We start from the raw sequence: 19,137 nt of genomic DNA, 5'->3' as shown, positions 1-19,137 counted from the left end.
AGAGATAGACGCTGCTCAACCTCGTGATAATCAGGTACAATCCACACAGGCTGTGCGGAATGGCGAACAATGATGGACCTCAGTGATCTGAACGCCTTCGTGGCTGTGGCGCGCGCCGGCGGTTTCCGCGACGGGGCGCGAGCCAGCGGCGGCAGCGCCTCCGGTTTGAGCGAGGCGGTGCGTCGCCTCGAGACACAGCTGGGTGTCAGGCTGTTCAACCGAACCACGCGCAGCGTTGTGCCGACCGAGGCCGGCCTCAGCTTGCTGGAACGGCTTGGCCCGGCGCTGTCGGAGGTGGAGGCGGCGCTGGACGTGGTGAATGGCTTTCGCGACAGGCCGGCGGGCTCGTTGCGGCTCAACGTGCCGGTAAGCGCGGCGCGGCTGATATTGCCCGACATCGTCCCGGGTTTTCTTGCCGCCTATCCCGGTATCCGGCTGGAGGTGATCGCCGACGAGAACTTTGTCGACGTGCTGGCGGCCGGGTGCGACGCCGGTATCCGCTACGACGAGCGGCTGGAGCAGGACATGATCGCGGTGCCTATCGGGCCGCGCGTGCAGCATTTCGCCACCGCCGCCAGCCCTGCCTATCTCGATCGCCATGGACGGCCGGAACACCCGAGCGACCTGCTTGGACATTCCTGCGTGCGCGGCCGCTTTGCCAGCGGTGCGATGCTGCCATGGGAATTCGAGCGCGACGGGGAGGTGGTCCGGGTCGATCCAACGGGGCCTTTGATCGTGCGGATCGGCGGGGCGACTGACCTTGCCGTCGATGCGGCCATCGCCGGCACCGGCATCATCGGCCTCTTCGAGGGCTGGCTACGCCCTTACTTCGACAGCGGCGCGCTTGAGCCCATTCTCGAACCGTGGTGGCCGAGTTTTCCCGGACCGTTTCTGTATTATCCCGGCCGGCGCCTGGTGCCGGCCCCGCTGCGGGCGTTCATCGATTTCATCAGGTCCGGCAAGTCCTGAGCTGTCGTGACGCCAAAGGCATGGATGGAGTGATTGGTGAGCCGCAAACAAAAAGGCCGCCCGGAGGCGGCCTTTCGATTGTCTGAAGCGGCGGTGCGATTAGCGCTTCGAGAACTGGAAGCTGCGGCGGGCCTTCGCCTTGCCGTACTTCTTGCGCTCGACGACGCGGCTGTCGCGGGTCAGGAAGCCGCCCTTCTTGAGCACGGCGCGCAGCGTCGGCTCGTAGTAGGTCAGCGCCTTGGAGATGCCGTGGCGCACGGCGCCGGCCTGGCCGGAGAGGCCGCCGCCGACGACGGTGGCGACGATGTCGTACTGGCCCGAACGGTTCGAGGCGATGATCGGCTGGTTGAGGATCATCTGCAGGACCGGGCGCGCGAAATAGGTCGCGAATTCCTTGTCGTTGACGATGATCTTGCCCGAGCCGGGCTTCACCCAGACACGCGCAATGGCGTTCTTGCGCTTGCCGGTGGCATAGGCGCGGCCCGACTTGTCGAGCTTCTGGACGTGGACGGGGGCCGCGGCTTGCGTATTGGTGTTGCCGGTGGCGGCGCCCAGTTCTGCGAGCGAGGAAAGCTCAGCCATCTTATGCGACCTTCTTGTTCTTGGAATTCAGCTTGGCCACGTCGAGAACCTGGGGCTGCTGGGCGACATGCGGATGCTCGGCGCCTGCATAGACGCGCAGGTTCTTCATCTGGCGACGGCCGAGCGGGCCACGCGGCACCATGCGCTCAACGGCCTTCTCGACGACACGCTCGGGGAAACGGCCCTCGAGCAGCTGGCGCGCGGTGCGCTCCTTGATGCCGCCGGGGTGGCCGGTGTGCCAGTAATAGACCTTGTCGGTGAACTTCTTGCCGGTGAACACCACCTTGTCGGCATTGATGACGATGACATTGTCGCCGTCGTCGACATGCGGGGTGAAGGTCGGCTTGTGCTTGCCGCGAAGATGATTGGCGATGACAGTGGCGAGACGACCGACGACGAGACCTTCGGCGTCGATCAGGATCCACTTCTTCACCACATCCGCAGGCTTCTGCGAAAAGGTTGTCATGTTTTCTGCTCTCGGTTCTGACCTTCACGAGGGAAGGCGTTTCTTGTTGCTTGGATTGGCGAAAAGCGCTTGCCCGCCGCCAATAACAAAACGGCGGCCTTTGCGGGCCGCTGCTTCGTGAGGGGCTTATAGGCGAGGGTGGTTGTGGCGTCAAGGCATAGGAAAAGCAGGTTTGTACGCAAAAAAGCAGCAAAAACAATCGCTTAGCAAAAAGGTATTATTTTACCACATCGAAATGGTTCGACAGGAACGGAACCGAGACAAGGTGGCTGCCTTCTGCCAAGGCGGCGGTGAATTGGGATCGACTCGGTAGCGCGTCGCCTATCCCGGTCCAATGTGACGCCTCTACGTCGTACGACAGACCGTAAGGACAAAAAGTTCTCGGTAACAGAAGTCGGGCTGGTCGAGCAGCTCGCCCGGATTTTGGCCCAGGCGCTGCCAATAGCTCCGGTCGGCCTGGCTGAGGTCGTAAGTGGTTGAAACGGATGCGAAGTAAGCCAGGAGATCGGCGACATAAGCGCGCGTGAAAGACGAAACGGGCGCCCAGCGCTCCACGAGCCAACCCTTACGCCACAAAGGTGTGATGCCGACGGCTCGAAGGCGAGCGGGCAGCGTCGATCCGCAATCCGTTCCCAATACCCCCTTGTCGCGGAATGCCTGCAGGCGGATCGCCATGAAACGCGAGAGAACGCCCCGGTCGATCGGCAGGATATGCAACAGAGTCGAGTCGAAGTCCTTGATGGCAAGCATCCCGCCGGGCTTCAGGACACGGCAAGCTTCCCGGACCGCTTGGGCGAACTCGGCCGGGGTCAGGTATTGCATGACGTTGGCCGACCAGACGCAGTCGAAGGAAGCGTCGATAAAGGGCAATTCCAGAACGTTGCCAGTTTGGGCGTGGATTGTCGGCTCCTGCCCAAGGTCCGGTATCCAGCCCTTCACCCGCGCGATGTTCTCGGGTGCCATGTCGATCACATCGATCGTTCCGCTCGGCCCTACCAAGTCACGCAGGACAGGCAAGAAGCTGCCGCTGCCGCAGCCAGCGTCCAGAACCGCCCAACCCGGCTGAATGCCTATCGCACGCAGCGCCTGTTCATATTCAGGACGCGACGACTCGAAGTGCAAGTCAAGCCACCCCGCATCGCTGGCTTCGTGTCCCGTAGAGGTGGAGTTCGTTGCCAAGGGCTCAGTCTCTCTGGTTCCGACCGTGGATGCTGGCCAAGATTAGTCGGTTGCTTGTCCGGCGGAAAGCTTTCTTGTTGCCCCGGTCCGACTGCTCTTGCCCAAACCAAGGACCATCATGTCATCCTGCTGCGCCTTGTCCGGCACTATGTGTTACGCTTCGGCGGGATCGAATAGGTACCGGTGGCGTGAGCCACCGTGTGGGCTTCCGGGCCGGCAACCATGTCGATGTCGAACACCATCAGGCTCTTTCCGAGCTTCAGGATGCGGCAGTGACCATCGATCGGTCCGGCCTCGGCCTTGCGGACGAAATTGATGTTGAGATTGGTGGTCACCGAGAGCGCATCCGGTCCGGCATGCGACAGCACGCAGACATACCCACCAATGTCGGCCAGCGTGAACAGCGAGGGGCCGGATACCGTGCCGCCGGGACGCAGATGCCGCTCGCCTGCATTGAGCCGCACGGTGCAACCGCCCGGAAACACCTCGATCGCCTCGTAATATCTGAACTGCTCGTTGAGCTGCGGATAGACAGTTTCCATCAGCACATTGACCTGTGCCGCGGTCAGCACCGGCTTGAGGTTGGTCTGGGCGGGCATATCGGCCTCTCGTTTCGGGCCAGGCCTGTATGAGCGCAGCACGGCGTTTCTAGCAACACCTTCGTCCGTTGGCGCAAGCGATCGGTGTTGGACGAAACCCGATCCGGTATTAGATACTCTGCCAGCCCCGAGCGGAATCGCGGAGACTATATCCATGGCCGAAATCCTTGCCATCAAGCCTGTTGCCGTTGACGGTCCGGTTGCCGCAAGGCTGGACAAGGGCGTGCTGCGCCTGACGCTTGCCAATCCGCCCGCTAACGCCCTGTCGCTGGCGGTGATGGCGGCGCTGACGGCGGAACTCGAACGCGCCAAGGCCGACAAGGCCGTTCGCGTCATCGTTCTGTCGGCGTCCGGCAAGGTGTTCTGCGCCGGCCATGATCTCAAGGAAATGACCGCGAGGCGCTCCGATGCCGACCGTGGCAGGGCCTTCTTCGAAGAGACGTTTGCGGCTTGTGCCGCGCTGATGCAGGCGATTGTGCGTCATCCGCTGCCCGTGATTGCCGAAGTCGACGGCCTCGCCACCGCCGCCGGGCTGCAACTGGTCGCCAGTTGCGATCTGGCGATTGCCTCGCATGAGGCGACTTTCTGCACGCCAGGCGTCAACATCGGTCTGTTCTGCTCGACGCCGATGGTGGCGCTGTCGCGCAACGTTTCGCGCAAGCATGCGATGGAGATGCTGCTGACTGGCGAAACGATCGATGCCGCGACCGCCAAAGAATTCGGCCTGGTCAACCGCGTCGTGCCGCGTGAGTATCTGAATCAGATTGTCACCAAATACGCGCAAACCATTGCTGCCAAATCATCTTTGGTGGTCAAGACCGGCAAGGAAGCCTTTTACGCGCAGGCCGAAATGGGACTGGCGGATGCCTATGCCCTTACCGGCCGCGTCATGGTCGAGAACATGCTGGCACGTGACGCCGAGGAAGGCATCGGCGCCTTCATCGGCAAGCGCAAACCGGAATGGACGGACGAATAGGGGCAGCACCATGGAACCGCGCATCTCCATTGTCACCATCGCCACAGACGATCTCGACCGCGCCGTTCGCTTCTACGAAGCGATGGGCCTGACCCGTCATACCGGGATCACCGAGGGTGTCGCCTTTTTCCAGATGGGCGGCGTTATTCTCGGCCTGTTCCCGCGCGCCAGCGCCGAGGAGGATTCGGGTGTTGCCTTTTCCGGCGCACCGTCCGCTGTCTATCTCGCCTACAACACCCGTTCCGACACGGAGGTCGATGAAGTCCTCGCCAGGGCCGAGAAAGCCGGCGGCCGCATCGTCAAGCCGGCCGGGCGCGCCTTCTGGGGCGGCTGGTATGGCTATTTCGCCGACGCCGACGGGCATGTCTGGGAAGTGGCGCACAATCCGGCCTTTCCGATCGCGGAAGACGGCACGATCTCGCTGCCCGATTGATGGCCTACCGCAAGCAGCTGACGCGGCTCAAGGCACCTTATCTCAAGCGCATCCTGCTCGACCCCGCACGGGTCGAGGATTGGGAAAAATACCCCTGGAACCTGCCGCTGTTTCGCGGCCACGACTTCGAACTCGAATTCACCACGCCGATCACCATTATCGTCGGCGAGAACGGCACCGGCAAATCGACGCTGCTCGCGGCGATCGGCGCATTGGCCGGCTATGACGAAGCCGGCGGCGGCAAGGGCTACCGGCCGGTCGACCATTCCAGCGCCATCGACAAGAGTGGCTCAGCATTGGCAAACACATTCCGCGGCCACTGGCTGCCGAAGGTCACCGCCGGCTGGTTCTTTCGTGCCGAATCCTTCTACTCCGTGGCTCGTTATCTCGACCAGGCGGCGCTGGAAGATCCGTTCAAGCCGCCGCCGCCGGACTTCCTGTCCTGGTCGCATGGCGAGGGTTTCATCCGCTTTTTCGAGGAACGCTGCCGCAGGCAAGGCATCTACATCCTCGACGAGCCGGAGAGCGCGCTTTCGCCATCGCGCCAGATCGAGCTGCTCAAGATGCTGCGGCGCATGGACCAGTCGGGCACCGCGCAGGTGGTCATGGCGACGCATTCGCCGTTGCTGATGGCCTGTCCCGGGGCGCGGCTGTTCCGCATCAGCCGCTTCGGGCTGGAACCCTCCGATTTTCGCGATACCGACCATTTCCGCATGATGCGCGATTTCAGCAATGACCCGGATGGCTTTCTCGACGAGGCGTTGTATGAGGACGAGCCATGAACCACGATAGCTACGACAACACCTACATCGCCGGCATCCTCAACTCGGTGAAGACCGTCGCCATGGTCGGCGCATCCGCCAATGATGTGCGGCCTAGCTATTTCGTGCTGAAATATCTGCTGGCCAAGGGGTTTTCGGTGTTTCCGATCAATCCCGGCCAGGCCGGCAAGGAGATCCTCGGCCGGATGACCTATGCCAGGCTGGCCGACATTCCGGAGCCGATCGACATGGTCGACATCTTTCGCGCGCCAGCAGCGGTGCCCGGCATCATCGACGAGGTGTTGCGGCTCGACCCCTTGCCGAAAGTGATCTGGATGCAGCTTGGCGTGCGCCACGACGAGGCAGCCGCCCGCGCCGAGGCCGCCGGCATCAAGGTGGTGATGAACCGCTGCCCCAAGATCGAATACGGCAAACTGTCCGGCGAGATCGGCTGGACCGGCGTCAACTCCGGCGTGCTGTCGTCGAAGAAGCCGCTGATGCGGTCGGGATTCCAGAGTTTCGGCGTGCGCCAGAAGTAGGCGAGGGGCAACAGCGCAAAATTATTCCGGCAAACGCCATATTTTCCAGCCACTTGATAGAAGGTCCCGCACGGAAGGGTATTTTCTTCTTTGCATTCGAGGCCGGGCTTCGCCAAGAATGCCCGGCGAATTTCAGAAGGTTTTTCAGGGAGGTTTTCAGTGACCCGCACGCCAGGTTTCAATACGCTCGCCGTCCACGCCGGGGCCAAGCCCGACCCGGCGACCGGCGCTCGTGCCACGCCGATCTACCAGACGACCTCCTTCGTCTTCGACGACGCCGACCATGCCGCCTCACTGTTCGGACTGAAGGCTTTCGGCAACATCTACACCCGCATCATGAATCCGACGCAGGCGGTGCTGGAAGAGCGCATGGCGGCACTCGAAGGCGGCACGGCGGCTCTTGCGGTCGCCTCCGGCCACGCCGCGCAGGTGATCGTGTTCCACAATCTGATGCAGCCGGGCGACAATTTCGTTGCCGCCAACAAGCTTTATGGCGGTTCGATCAACCAGTTCGGCCATGCCTTCAAGAATTATGGCTGGGAGGTGCGCTGGGCCGACACCAACGACATCTCGACCTTCGAAAGCCAGATCGACGACAGGACCAAGGCGATCTTCATCGAGAGCCTCGCCAATCCGGGCGGCACCTTCGTCGATATCGAGAAGATCGGCGACATTGCGCGCAAGCATGGTCTGCCGCTCATCGTCGACAACACGCTGGCCTCGCCCTACCTGATCCGGCCGATCGAGCATGGCGCCGACATCGTCGTGCATTCGCTGACCAAATTCATCGGCGGCCACGGCAATTCGATCGGCGGCGCCATCGTCGATGGCGGCACCTTCGACTGGTCGAAGTCCGGCAAATACCCGATGCTGTCGGAACCGCGCCCTGAATATGGCGGCCTCGTCCTGCACGAAACCTTCGGCAATTTCGCGTTCGCCATTGCCGCGCGTGTGCTCGGCCTGCGCGATCTCGGCCCGGCGATCTCGCCGTTCAACGCCTTCCTCATCCTGACCGGCCTGGAAACCTTGCCGCTGCGCATGCAGCGCCACTGCGACAACGCCGTGACGATCGCAGCCTGGCTGTCCAACCACCCCAAGGTCGCGTCTGTGAACTACCCCGGCCTTCCCAGCGACAAGAACAACGCGCTGCAGAAGAAATACTCGCCGCAGGGCGCCGGCGCCGTGTTCACCTTCGCACTGAAGGGTGGCTATGACGCCGGCGTCAAATTCGTCGAGGCGCTCGAACTGTTCTCGCACCTGGCCAATGTCGGCGACACCAAGTCGCTGGTCATCCATCCGGCTTCGACCACGCACCGCCAGCTTTCCGACGAGCAGAAGGTCAAGGCCGGCGCGGGACCGGACACGGTGCGGCTTTCCATAGGCATCGAGGACGTCAACGACATCGTCGCCGACCTCGAACAGGCGCTTGCCAAGGTCTGATCTTTTTACCCTCCCCCTTGTGGGGAGGGTCGGCGCGCAGCGCCGGGGTGGGGGTGAGCCGGGCGCAGCGCCGGCTCTTTTCATGGAGGCAAGTCTTGTCGGCGCATTACCTGACAATATCGACGGACAGCGTCGAGGCCGAGCCTGGCTCGCCGGCACCGGATCGGCTGATCTCGGGCGATCCCAAATTCCGCACCTGGAACGTCGAGGAGCGCGACGGCGGGCTCTATGCCGGCATCTGGGAATCGACCCCCGGCAAGTGGCGCATCGTCTATGACGAGTGGGAGTTCTGCCACATCTTGTCCGGCGTTTCGGTGATCGCGGAGGACGGTGGGCAGGCGCGCACCGTCAAGACTGGCGACAGCTTTGTGCTGAGGCCCGGCTTCAATGGCAGCTGGGAAGTGCTTGAAACGACGCGCAAGGAGTATGTGATCAAGCTCTGATCTCGCGTCGCAACGATTCTGGTGAAATGCCGGTGCGGTTCCGCGCCGCGGTACAGCAGACATTGGCGGCCTGCCGACCGAGCGGGCCGTGAACTCATCAATGCGGCATGACGGGAGTGATGGACAGCAACCTGTCCGCTTCTCGCGAGCGGAAGGGACAAGCCGCTGTCCTGCCGAGTTATTTCAAAGGCAGAAAGAGTTCAACGACCACTTCGCGTAGCGGCCCCTCCGGGAAATGGGACAGATGCCGTTGGCAATAGATCGGAAAGTCGCGTGCTTCCTCGCCGCTCGCCGGAAGCCATTCACGATAAAGGTAAAGTGCTGCGGGCTCGAGATTGTTGGTGTTGCCGGGGTAGCGCAGCACCGCACAGCGCCCGCCGGGGATCACGCCAGCCTTCATCTGCGCGTCATTCGCCTCGATCGGCTGGTCGGTCCCGGCACAAATGTCCATGCTATAGTCAGCCGGGACAGCGGGCTCCCGTTCGGAACGGAAGACGTTGAAGGTCGGGCTTGTCTCGGGCGACAAGCCCGCGGCCTTACGCCAGGCGATGAACCGCTGGATGGTGTCCTGGAGCGTCGCCCGGTCTCCGCGATGCTCCATGATCGCCACCGGCGTCGGAGGCACATTGCGGATCGTCACGTCGTCGTGTTCAAAGATTATCTGCATGAGCGTGTTCCTTGCTTTTTCGAGGGGCCCGAAGGCCATGAGCCACGACCCCCAGTCGGGAGACTTCCGGAACGACGAGGGCGATTGTCCGAACCGTTGCCGAAAGGCGCGGGCGAAGGCATCCGGTGCGTCGTAACCGGCATCCATGGCTATGTCGGTGACGCTCTGGGCGTCACTCTCGGCAAGCCTGTACGAAGCACGCTTCATGCGGGCGAGCTGGACATAGCGATGCACGGACACCCCGAAGGTNCTCTCGGCAAGCCTGTACGAAGCACGCTTCATGCGGGCGAGCTGGACATAGCGATGCACGGACACCCCGAAGGTGGACGTGAACTGCCGGTGGAAATGGTATTTCGAGAACGCCGCGACACCGCTCAACGCCTCCAGGCTCAGATCGTCATCGAGATGCTGGTCTATATGGTCCAGCACTCGCTGCATTCGGGCCTGGTAGTTTTCAAGTGCGGCCTTCAACGTCTCTTCCTCCGTGACGACACCAGTTAGGCCTTTCCGGATATGTCGCGCTCGACCGATCTTGCGATTTGGCATGGATCAACAGGGGCCTGCCAGCAACGGCTTTCAGGCTCCCCCGCGAGGATCGAGCCAAGCTTGCACTGCCTGGGTACGACTATTTCACTGGAAACTGGCTGCAGGCCGCATCGGAGATCTCGTCGCAATAATACTGCGCCAGGAGATCGAGCCCTTCCTGGCCGATGCCCTGGGTCGGCACTTCGCGGGCAAGGCAGCCGCACAGGGCGCCATGGTTGAAATAGGCCGGCGGCCAACCCGCGATCGTCAAAAGCCGACGGCGAGCGTTTCCAGCCCATGGAAGTGGTAAGTGTCGCGGAAGCTTGGGCTTTCGGCAAGATGGAGCTTTGGGTGGCGTTCGAACAGGGTTTTCAGCGACACCTGCAATTCGAGCCGGGCCAGCGGCGCACCGATGCAGAAATGAATGCCGGCGCCGAAGGACACGTTCTTCTGGTCCGAACGGCCGGGCTGAAAGGCTTGCGGTTCGGCAAAGGCGCGCGGGTCATGATTGGCCATGCCCAGCAGCAGCCCGATCGTCTGGCCCGGCTGCACGACGATGCCGGGGCCAACTTCGATCTCCTGGTAGGCGTAGCGCGTGAACATGTGCAGCGGCGCGTCGAAGCGCAGGCATTCCTCGACCGTGGCCGCGGTCGCTTCGGGTGAACCGAAGAAGCGGCTGACATCGCCGCCTTGCGCCAGGATCGAGCGGATGGCATTGCCGGTCTGGTGCACCGTCGCTTCGTGACCGGCATTAAGCAGCAGGATCGCCGAGGACACCATTTCGTCCTCCGACAGTTTTTGGCCGTCCTCCTGCGCCGAGATCAGCAGCGACAGCAGGTCGTCGCCGGGGTTCTTGCGCCGCTCGTTGACGCAACCGTGCAGGAAATCGGCGAATTCGCCCGCCGCGCGGTTGGCCGTCTCCTCGGTTTCGCGCGTGCGGCCATGCATGTACATGGCAACCATTCGGTGCGACCAGTCGAGCAGTTGCGGCCCCATCTCGACCGGCACCCCGAGCATTTCAGCAATGATGGTGATCGGCAGCGGCGCCGCGAAGGCCGGCAACAAGTCGACGGTCTTGCCCGGTTGGAAACGGTCGATCAACTCGTTGGCGAGCGCTTCGACTCGCGGCCGCAGCCGTTCGACCTGCCGCGAGACGAAGGCGCGGTTGACCAGTGTTCTGAGCCGCGTGTGCACCGGCGGCTCCAGTTCCAGCATCGAATTGGCTTCGATGCCGTCGAATGCGCTGAGATGGCTGCGGTCCTCGCCGATGCCGCGGCTGTCTGGAATGCCGGCAGGGTTCTGGCGGCCGAAGCGGCGGTCGCGCAGCAGCCGGTTGACGTCGTCGAAGCCGCCAAAGCACCAGAAGCCGAATTCTTCCCAGAAGAATGCATTCGATGCGTCGTGCAGAAAGGCATAGGCCTCGTACGGGTTTTGAAAAAAGGCCGGCTCGTGCGGGTCAAGCCGCAGGCGTCGAGTGGCGGGATCAAAGGCCAGGGCGGGTGGCGTCAATTTGCTCATGCCAGACCAATAGCGCGGCTTGCCAGCCGGGTTCCAGACCGTATGTTGGCGCCGAACAGCCCAATGCGTTGAGCCAGCCGGACCGGCTGCGGAAAGACTGATTTGATGAATGTGATCGTTGTCGGCGCGGGCATTGCCGGTCTCTCCACCGCGTGGTCGCTGGTCAAGGCAGGTTACAGTGTTTCGATCGTCGAGCAGGGACCGATTCCCAATCCGCTGGCCGCGTCGGGTGACCACCATCGCATCATCCGCCGCGCCTACCGCGCCGGAACCGGTTACGGCCGGCTGATCACCGAAGCCTATGCGGCCTGGGACGAGATGTGGGCCGATCTCGGCGAAAGCCACCTCGATGCGCGCGGATTTGTCTGCATTTCGCGCGAGCCGGGCGACGAGGCCGAGGAATACCGCGAGGGCCTCGAAGAGGGCAATTTTCCTTTCGAATTGCTGGAGCCGGACGCGGCGGTGAAACGCTGGCCGTTTCTCGAGCCAGGCACGTTCCGCTATGCCTATTATTCGCCGGAAGGCGGCGCGCTCCACTGCCGCAAGATAGCTTCCGGCCTTGCCGCCTGGCTGCGTGCCAACGGCGCCAATGTGTACGAGCACAGCAAAGTGACGGCAATCGATGCCGAAGCCGGCCGCCTCGTGCTCGAAAGCGGCGACACGATGCAGGCCGACCGCATCATCGTCACGGCAGGAGCGTGGGTGTTGAAACTATTCCCGGAGCTGGACGGCGAACTGAAGACCTATCGAACCGCGCTCGCCTATGTCGAACCGCCGGCCGACTTGAGAGCGGCCTGGCAGGTTTCACCGGTTGTCCTCGATATCGGCGGCGCGGTCGACGGCTATGTGATCCCGCCCTCCGGCGGCGCCGGTATGAAATTCGGTTCCGGGCTGCACAGGGTGCCGACCAGCGATGCCGATTGGAACCGTCAGCCGGTGGCGGGCGAAGGCGAGGCGATCCGTAACCTGTTCTCGCCGCCGATCGCCCGGATCGAGGAATACAGGGTGACCGAGGTCGTCACCTGCGCCTACACCTTCACATCAGACGAGAAGTTCTTCGCCCATGAGCGAGGAAAATGCCTGATCGTTTCGGCCTGCTCCGGCCATGGCTACAAGTTCGGCGCGGCGGTTGGCCGGCGCGTTGCCGCCGCCGTCGGCAATCGCGATGTCGCCGGCCTGAAGCGCTGGCTGCGAGCGGAGGTGGCCTGAACGCCGCCGGCGGCCAACCTAGTCCTGGCAATGCCTCGGACGCGGTCAAGAAACAGCTACCCTGCGGTAATGGCGGTACGGCTATAGGCTCGCAGGAGCACCTGCCCTGCGAATCCTTGGTCAGGAAGCTTGATTCGACTTACCCAGATGGCTAGGAGGGGTCGGCCTTGCACAAGGATGAGCCGGCATCCTATTTACGGAATACCGATCCAGAACCGATTCTGCCCGATCTGCCAGCACTGCCGGCGCCGGAATCCCACCGCGAGATAAGAGATATCTGATGAAAAACCCCGTCGAAACCTACATGAACCTCGTTCCGATGGTGGTCGAACAGACCAATCGCGGCGAGCGGGCCTATGACATTTTCTCGCGTCTCCTCAAGGAGCGCATCATTTTCATCACCGGTCCGGTCGAGGACGGCATGGCGACGCTGGTCTGCGCGCAGCTGCTGTTCCTCGAAGCCGAGAATCCGAAGAAGGAAATCAATCTCTACATCAACTCGCCGGGCGGCGTCGTCACCTCAGGCATGGCGATCTACGACACAATGCAGTTCATCAAGCCGGCCGTGTCGACGCTTTGCATCGGCCAGGCGGCCTCGATGGGCTCGCTGCTCCTGACCGCCGGCCACAAGGACATGCGCTTTGCCACGCCGAACGCCCGCATCATGGTTCACCAGCCTTCCGGTGGTTTCCAGGGCCAGGCGTCCGACATCGAACGCCATGCGCAGGACATCATCAAGCTGAAGCGCCGCCTCAACGAGGTCTACGTCAAGCACACCGGCAAAAGCTACGAAGAGATTGAAAAGACGCTCGACCGCGACCATTTCATGACCGCCGACGAGGCCAGGGAGTTCGGCCTCATCGATAAGGTCATTTCGTCGCGCGAGGCGGCAGAAGTCGCTCTGGTATAAGGGCTTATTGGCAGCTGGATGGCGCCATCACGCGCTTTTGGCGTGTCTTGCGGCATTTCGGCCACAATTGGCTGTTCCCTCGGGGGACAGGATTGCCTACGTTAAGCCTATGTTGAGTTTCGGCGGCTTAGCTTTATGCGGGGTTGTCGCGAATCATTGCCACGTTTTCTGATTTGTGTTTCGTAGGGAAGCGTTGCGGGAGCCGGGACACACTGGCGGCGGCGGATTCCCGCGATAGATAGAGAATGCGCCCTTTCAGCCAGACCATCGGCGGGCGGCCATGAAAGGACATGAAAATGAGCAAGGTCGGCAACAACAGCGGCGATTCGAAGAACACGCTTTACTGCTCGTTTTGCGGCAAAAGCCAGCACGAAGTGCGCAAGCTGATCGCCGGTCCGACGGTCTTCATCTGCGACGAGTGCGTCGAGCTTTGCATGGATATCATCCGCGAGGAGAACAAGACCTCGATGGTGAAGTCGCGCGAAGGCGTGCCGACACCGCAGGAGATCCTCAAGGTTCTCGATGACTATGTCATCGGCCAGCCCTACGCCAAGCGCGTGCTGTCGGTGGCGGTCCACAACCACTACAAGCGCCTCGCGCATGCCGGCAAGAACAACGATGTCGAGTTGGCGAAGTCCAACATCCTGCTGATCGGCCCGACCGGTTGCGGCAAGACGCTGCTTGCGCAGACGCTCGCCCGCATCATCGACGTGCCCTTCACCATGGCTGACGCGACGACGCTGACCGAAGCCGGTTATGTCGGTGAGGACGTCGAAAACATCATCCTCAAGCTGTTGCAGTCGGCCGACTACAATGTCGAGCGGGCCCAGCGCGGCATCGTCTACATCGACGAAATCGACAAGATTTCGCGCAAGTCGGACAACCCTTCGATCACCCGCGACGTGTCGGGCGAGGGCGTGCAGCAGGCGCTGTTGAAGATCATGGAGGGCACCGTCGCCTCCGTGCCGCCGCAGGGCGGCAGGAAGCATCCGCAGCAGGAGTTCCTGCAGGTTGACACCGCCAACATCCTGTTCATCTGCGGCGGCGCCTTCGCCGGGCTGGACAAGATCATCTCGGATCGCGGCCGCAAGACGTCGATCGGCTTCGGTGCCATTGTCGCCTCGCCCGAGGATCGCCGCACCGGCGATGTCTTCCGCCTGGTCGAGCCCGAGGATTTGCTGAAATTCGGTCTCATCCCCGAGTTTGTCGGCCGTCTGCCGGTCCTGGCGACGCTGGAAGATCTCGACGAGCCGGCACTGATCCAGATCCTGACCGAGCCGAAGAACGCGCTGGTCAAGCAGTACCAGCGGCTGTTCGAGATGGAGAATGTCGACCTGACCTTCCACGAGAACGCGCTGTCGGCGATCGCCAAGCGCGCCATCGAGCGCAAGACCGGCGCACGCGGCCTGCGTTCGATCATGGAAGCGATCCTGCTCGATACGATGTTCGAACTTCCGGCGCTCGAAGGCGTGCGCGAGGTCGTGATTTCGGAGGAGGTGGTGACCGGCAGCGCCCGGCCGCTCTATATCTACTCCGAGCAGAAGGAAAAGAAGGGCAATGTCAGCGCCTGACATGAGCTCGCAGCGAAGTTCTGAAACGGCGCCGCAAGGCGCCGTTTTGCTGTCGCGCAGGTTTTTTTGCAGGACGTTCGGTGTGGTCGTCGCAAATGTGTCACTTGCGGGCACGCTGGAGCTACGGATTTGGACTCGCCCCTTGATCTTTGGGGATCGTGCATCCAACTAAATGGAGAAGGCCGAGGTGCCCGATTTCTGTGCTGTAAAAATCCCGTCACAAACGATGGTAGGCGGAACGATCCCCGGTCGTTAATATAAGATTCGCGGTTGGCTGATTGGCGGCCGCGACATGAAAGGTTGGACAATGGCCAAAATATCCAAGGCACCCAGCGACGGCGTCTTCGCAGTCCTCCCACTGCGCGACATCGTGGTATTCCCGCATATGATCGTTCCGCTCTTCGTCGGGCGTGAGAAGTCGATCAAGGCGCTGGAAGAGGTGATGGGTCAGGAAAAGCAGATCCTGCTTGCCACCCAGATGAATGCCGCCGATNTGAAGCTGCCCGACGGCACCGTCAAGGTTCTGGTCGAGGGCGCCTCGCGCGCGAAAATCGTCTCGTTCACCGACCGTCCCGACTTCCATGAAGCCCGCGCCTCGGCATTGGTCGAGCCGGACGAGGAAGAGGTCGAGGTCGAGGCGCTGGCTCGTTCCGTCGTCACCGACTTCGAGAACTACGTCAAGCTGAACAAGAAGATCTCGCCCGAAGTGGTGGGTGCCGCCAGCCAGATCGACGACTATTCCAAGCTCGCCGACACGGTCGCTTCGCATCTCGCCATCAAGATCCCTGAAAAGCAGGAAATGCTGGCCACGCTCTCGGTGAAGGAGCGTCTGGAAAAGGCGATGGGGTTCATGGAGGCCGAAATCTCGGTCCTGCAGGTGGAGAAGCGCATCCGCTCGCGCGTCAAGCGCCAGATGGAGAAGACGCAGCGCGAATACTACCTCAACGAGCAGATGAAGGCGATCCAGAAAGAACTCGGCGAGGGCGAGGACGGCCGCGACGAAGCCGCCGAGATCGAGGCTCGCATCAAGAAAACCAAGCTCTCCAAGGAGGCCCGCGAAAAGGCGGAAGCCGAGTTGAAGAAGCTCAGGACGATGTCGCCCATGTCGGCCGAATCGACGGTCGTGCGCAATTATCTCGACTGGATCCTGTCGATCCCGTGGGGCAAGAACTCCAAGGTCAAGCAGGATCTGGCTTTCGCGCAGAACGTGCTCGACACCGACCATTTCGGCCTCGACAAGGTCAAGGACCGCATCGTCGAGTACCTTGCCGTGCAAAGCCGTCAGAAGAAGCTGAAGGGGCCGATCCTGTGCCTCGTCGGCCCTCCCGGCGTCGGCAAGACGTCGCTCGGCAAGTCTATCGCCAAGGCGACCGGTCGCGAATTCATCCGCATGGCGCTTGGCGGCGTGCGTGACGAGGCCGAGATCCGTGGCCACCGCCGCACCTACATCGGCTCGATGCCCGGCAAGGTCATCCAGTCGATGAAGAAGGCGAAGAAGTCCAACCCGCTCTTCCTGCTCGACGAGATCGACAAGATGGGCCAGGACTTCCGTGGTGATCCGTCGTCGGCTCTGCTCGAGGTCCTCGATCCCGAACAGAACTCGACGTTCATGGACCATTACCTCGAGGTCGAATACGACCTGTCGAGCGTGATGTTCGTGACGACGGCGAACACGCTGAACATCCCTGCGCCCTTGATGGACCGCATGGAGATCATCCGTATCGCCGGCTACACCGAGGACGAGAAGATCGAGATCGCCAAGCGGCACCTGATGCCGAAAGTGGTGCGCGACCATGCCCTGCAGCCGAAGGAGTTCTCCGTCGGCGAGGACGCGATCCGCGCCATCATCCAGACCTACACCCGTGAAGCGGGTGTCAGAAGCCTGGAGCGCGAACTGATGAAGCTCGGCCGCAAGGCGGTGACCGAGATCCTGAAGACGAAGAAGAAGACGGTGGACATCACGGCGGCGAACCTCGCCGACTACCTCGGTGTTCCGCGGTTCCGCTTCGGTCAGGTCGAGGCTGACGATCAGGTCGGTGTCGTTACCGGGCTCGCCTGGACGGAAGTCGGCGGCGAGCTGCTGACGATCGAAGGCGTCATGATGCCCGGCAAGGGCCGCATGACGGTGACGGGCAATCTGCGCGACGTGATGAAGGAATCGATATCGGCGGCGGCTTCCTATGTCCGCTCCCGTGCCATCGATTTCGGCGTCGAGCCGCCGCTGTTCGACAAGCGCGACATCCACGTGCACGTTCCGGAAGGTGCGACGCCCAAGGACGGACCGTCGGCAGGCGTGGCGATGGCGACCGCAATCGTCTCCGTTCTGACCGGCATTCCGGTCAAGGCGGATGTGGCGATGACCGGCGAGATCACGTTGCGCGGCAGGGTTCTGCCGATCGGCGGCCTGAAGGAGAAGCTGCTTGCCGCATTGCGCGGCGGCATCAAGAAGGTGCTGATCCCGGAAGACAACGCCAAGGATCTGGCGGACATTCCGGACAACGTGAAGAACGGCATGGAGATCATTCCGGTCGCACGGGTCGGTGAAGTGTTGCGCCACGCGCTGGTGCGTATGCCGGAGGCGATCGAATGGATCGAACCGGTAAATCCTCCGGCCGCGACCGACACCACGGACGATGCCGGGAAGACGCTTGCCCACTAGAGCGCCGCGCGTCCGCTTGGACGAGCAAAGGACGCTCTAGTACTTGGACTTGCGCATGGCCCTTTCCGAAAACCGGCTGCGTTTTTCGGAGCCATGCGTTGGTTTTCGCCAAGGTTGCAATGCATAAACAGAGAGCCGGGCTTCGCGCCCGGCTTTTTCATGTGAAAAACCCCGGAATTCCGGGCTTTTTCCGCTTTTTTCACGGCTTTGCGACTTGGTTGCGGCAACGCTTCTTTCTAAAGTCCGTTTCCTGCCGGATGAGTCGTAAGTTCCGGTGTTCTCATGGAAGGGAATTTTTATGAACAAGAACGAACTGGTGTCCGCTGTCGCCGACGCCGCGAGCATTTCGAAGGGTGACGCGCAGTCGGCGGTGGATGCGGTATTTTCCGTGATCAGCGGCGAACTGAAGAAGGGCGGCGATGTCCGGCTTGTCGGCTTTGGCAATTTCACCGTGTCAAAGCGTGCGGCGTCGACCGGCCGCAATCCTCAGACCGGCGCCGAAGTGAAGATCCCGGCACGCACCGTGCCGAAGTTCTCGGCCGGCAAGGGCCTCAAGGACGCAGTCAACTAAGCGCCTTTTTTCTTTTCAGAGACCAGAAAAGCCGGGCTTGCCCGGCTTTTCATTTTTGTGCCCGACGCCGATGCGCATGGCGACTGGGTTATGCGGTCGGCGCCTCAGTGCGCATGAGGCCTTCCTTCTTGAGATCGGCCCAAAGCGCTGCGGGCAGTTTTGCATCGAGCAGCGAACGGTTGCTCTCGACTTCGCTCGGCCGCTGGCCACCGGGGATCACCGAGACGACCGAGGGGTGCAGCAGCGGGAATTGCAGCGCGGCCTCGATCAGGCGCACGCCGTGGCGCTTGCAGACGCTTTCGATGGCGGCGACCCGGTCGAGGATGTCCTTCGGCGCTTCGGAATAGTTGTAGTGTGCGCCGGGCTTCGGTCCCGTCGCCAGGATGCCGGAGTTGTAGGGCCCGCCCAGAACGATGCCGATGCCGCGCGCCTGGCAAAGCGGCAGGAAGGATGTCAGCGCCTCCTGTTCGAGCAGCGTATAGCGGCCGGCAAGCAGGAACAGGTCGAAATCGCCGCGCTCGGCCAGCGTCTGCGCAACCTGCCACTCATTGATGCCTCCGCCGAACGCCTTGATCACGCCCTGGTCGCGCAGCGAGAGCAAACCGTAATAGCCGGAGCGCATGAATTCTTCGATGCGCCGGTCGGACGCTTCCTTGCTGCCATGGGTGAAGATGTCGACATCGTGCACGAAGAGGATGTCGATACGGTCGACGCCGAGGCGCTCCAGCGAGGCTTCGAACGAGCGCATCACGCCGTCATAGCTGTAGTCGTACACCTCGCGGCGCGATGGCGTGTCGAAGAACTTGCCGATGCCGGTGCGCTCTTCAGGCGGGCAGACGCGCATGATACGGCCGACTTTGCTCGACAGCACATAGTCGTCGCGCTTCTTGCCGCGCAGGAAAGGGTTGAGCCGGGTTTCCGACAGGCCAAGCCCGTAGAGCGGCGCGGTGTCGTAGTAGCGGCAGCCGGTCGCCCAGGCGGCCTCCAGCGTGGCGTTGGCATCCTCGTCCGAGACGGCACGGTAGAGATTGCCAAGCGGCGCCGTGCCGAAGCCGAGTTCGGTGAAGCTGATGCCGCCATTGCCGATGCGGTCGAAATGCCGTGTCTTCATATCCTGCCG

At 62.2% G+C, this 19,137-nt stretch carries 21 protein-coding genes; 12 read left to right on the top strand and 9 right to left on the bottom strand.

Going from position 1 to position 19,137, the window contains the following annotated elements:
* Positions 1-69: 69 nt before the first annotated feature.
* A complete protein-coding gene (locus tag X744_RS154170) occupies positions 70-969 on the top strand; it encodes a LysR family transcriptional regulator (protein ID WP_023759855.1) in 900 nt (299 codons plus the stop codon).
* Between the two features lie 99 nt (positions 970-1,068).
* Here X744_RS154170 and rpsI read toward each other — a convergent pair whose 3' ends face one another.
* From rpsI to X744_RS154185, 4 genes are all read right to left on the bottom strand, one after another.
* Complete coding sequence (gene rpsI / locus X744_RS154175; protein ID WP_023759854.1) at positions 1,069-1,551, bottom strand: 30S ribosomal protein S9; 483 nt, start codon at positions 1,549-1,551, stop codon at positions 1,069-1,071.
* A 1-nt stretch (position 1,552) separates the two neighbouring features.
* Positions 1,553-2,017 carry a 50S ribosomal protein L13 gene (rplM, locus tag X744_RS154180; protein WP_023759853.1) on the bottom strand — a complete coding sequence of 155 codons (465 nt, stop codon included), beginning with the start codon at positions 2,015-2,017 and terminating at the stop codon, positions 1,553-1,555.
* Positions 2,018-2,362: 345 nt separating this feature from the next.
* Entirely contained in the window at positions 2,363-3,196 is an 834-nt protein-coding gene (locus X744_RS1000000171010; protein WP_023759852.1) for a class I SAM-dependent methyltransferase, read from the bottom strand.
* A gap of 146 nt (positions 3,197-3,342) precedes the next feature.
* On the bottom strand, positions 3,343-3,795 hold the full coding sequence (locus X744_RS154185) for a PaaI family thioesterase (protein ID WP_023759851.1): 453 nt from the start codon (positions 3,793-3,795) through the stop codon (positions 3,343-3,345).
* Between the two features lie 154 nt (positions 3,796-3,949).
* Here X744_RS154185 and X744_RS154190 point away from each other — a divergent pair, with 154 nt between their 5' ends.
* From X744_RS154190 to X744_RS154215, 6 genes are all read left to right on the top strand, one after another.
* Positions 3,950-4,771 (top strand): enoyl-CoA hydratase, encoded by an 822-nt coding sequence (locus X744_RS154190; RefSeq protein ID WP_023759850.1) that lies wholly within the window; start codon positions 3,950-3,952, stop codon positions 4,769-4,771.
* Between the two features lie 10 nt (positions 4,772-4,781).
* Positions 4,782-5,204 (top strand): VOC family protein, encoded by a 423-nt coding sequence (locus X744_RS154195; protein ID WP_023759849.1) that lies wholly within the window; start codon positions 4,782-4,784, stop codon positions 5,202-5,204.
* On the top strand, positions 5,204-5,986 hold the full coding sequence (locus X744_RS154200; RefSeq protein WP_023759848.1) for an AAA family ATPase: 783 nt from the start codon (positions 5,204-5,206) through the stop codon (positions 5,984-5,986). Before X744_RS154195 ends, X744_RS154200 begins: the two co-directional genes overlap by 1 nt.
* Positions 5,983-6,504: a CoA-binding protein gene (locus X744_RS154205; RefSeq protein WP_023759847.1), complete on the top strand. Its 522-nt coding sequence runs from the start codon at positions 5,983-5,985 to the stop codon at positions 6,502-6,504. The genes X744_RS154200 and X744_RS154205 overlap by 4 nt, the downstream gene beginning before the upstream one ends.
* A gap of 159 nt (positions 6,505-6,663) precedes the next feature.
* The gene (locus X744_RS154210; protein ID WP_023759846.1) at positions 6,664-7,944 is read left to right on the top strand and encodes an O-acetylhomoserine aminocarboxypropyltransferase; all 1,281 of its coding nucleotides are present in this window, start codon (positions 6,664-6,666) and stop codon (positions 7,942-7,944) included.
* A 95-nt stretch (positions 7,945-8,039) separates the two neighbouring features.
* Positions 8,040-8,387, top strand: a complete 348-nt coding sequence (locus X744_RS154215; RefSeq protein ID WP_023759845.1) for a cupin domain-containing protein — start codon at positions 8,040-8,042, stop codon at positions 8,385-8,387.
* Between the two features lie 178 nt (positions 8,388-8,565).
* Here the strand turns inward: X744_RS154215 and X744_RS154220 are convergent, their stop codons facing one another.
* The 3 genes from X744_RS154220 to X744_RS154225 all read right to left on the bottom strand — a co-directional run bounded on the left by X744_RS154220 (position 8,566) and on the right by X744_RS154225 (position 11,097).
* Positions 8,566-9,525, bottom strand: coding sequence for an AraC family transcriptional regulator (locus X744_RS154220; protein WP_023759844.1), 960 nt, complete (start codon positions 9,523-9,525; stop codon positions 8,566-8,568).
* Between the two features lie 154 nt (positions 9,526-9,679).
* Positions 9,680-9,850 (bottom strand): hypothetical protein, encoded by a 171-nt coding sequence (locus tag X744_RS1000000173765; protein WP_023759843.1) that lies wholly within the window; start codon positions 9,848-9,850, stop codon positions 9,680-9,682.
* Positions 9,847-11,097 (bottom strand): cytochrome P450, encoded by a 1,251-nt coding sequence (locus tag X744_RS154225; RefSeq protein WP_023759842.1) that lies wholly within the window; start codon positions 11,095-11,097, stop codon positions 9,847-9,849. Before X744_RS154225 ends, X744_RS1000000173765 begins: the two co-directional genes overlap by 4 nt.
* 105 nt (positions 11,098-11,202) lie before the next feature.
* Between X744_RS154225 and X744_RS154230 the strand changes: the two genes are divergently transcribed.
* From X744_RS154230 to lon, 4 genes are all read left to right on the top strand, one after another.
* Complete coding sequence (locus tag X744_RS154230) at positions 11,203-12,306, top strand: FAD-dependent oxidoreductase (RefSeq protein WP_023759841.1); 1,104 nt, start codon at positions 11,203-11,205, stop codon at positions 12,304-12,306.
* 280 nt (positions 12,307-12,586) lie between these two features.
* On the top strand, positions 12,587-13,216 hold the full coding sequence (gene clpP / locus X744_RS154235; protein ID WP_023759840.1) for an ATP-dependent Clp endopeptidase proteolytic subunit ClpP: 630 nt from the start codon (positions 12,587-12,589) through the stop codon (positions 13,214-13,216).
* Positions 13,217-13,512: 296 nt separating this feature from the next.
* Entirely contained in the window at positions 13,513-14,787 is a 1,275-nt protein-coding gene (gene clpX / locus X744_RS154240) for an ATP-dependent Clp protease ATP-binding subunit ClpX (RefSeq protein ID WP_023759839.1), read from the top strand.
* 307 nt (positions 14,788-15,094) lie between these two features.
* Positions 15,095-17,446 carry an endopeptidase La gene (lon, locus tag X744_RS154245; RefSeq protein WP_023759838.1) on the top strand — a complete coding sequence of 784 codons (2,352 nt, stop codon included), beginning with the start codon at positions 15,095-15,097 and terminating at the stop codon, positions 17,444-17,446.
* 36 nt (positions 17,447-17,482) lie between these two features.
* Here lon and X744_RS1000000173760 read toward each other — a convergent pair whose 3' ends face one another.
* A complete protein-coding gene (locus X744_RS1000000173760) occupies positions 17,483-17,752 on the bottom strand; it encodes a hypothetical protein (protein ID WP_156938561.1) in 270 nt (89 codons plus the stop codon).
* On the opposite strand from X744_RS1000000173760, the gene X744_RS154250 reads away from it, so the two are divergent.
* Positions 17,745-18,017 carry an HU family DNA-binding protein gene (locus tag X744_RS154250; RefSeq protein ID WP_015318196.1) on the top strand — a complete coding sequence of 91 codons (273 nt, stop codon included), beginning with the start codon at positions 17,745-17,747 and terminating at the stop codon, positions 18,015-18,017. The genes X744_RS1000000173760 and X744_RS154250 overlap by 8 nt on opposite strands.
* Before the next feature lie 88 nt (positions 18,018-18,105).
* Here the strand turns inward: X744_RS154250 and X744_RS154255 are convergent, their stop codons facing one another.
* Positions 18,106-19,128 (bottom strand): aldo/keto reductase, encoded by a 1,023-nt coding sequence (locus tag X744_RS154255; protein WP_023759837.1) that lies wholly within the window; start codon positions 19,126-19,128, stop codon positions 18,106-18,108.
* Between the last annotated feature and the right edge of the window lie 9 nt (positions 19,129-19,137).

Source organism: Mesorhizobium sp. LNHC252B00 (assembly GCF_000502955.1).
Lineage (GTDB): Bacteria > Pseudomonadota > Alphaproteobacteria > Rhizobiales > Rhizobiaceae > Mesorhizobium.
This window is presented reverse-complemented; position numbering and strand designations above follow the sequence as displayed.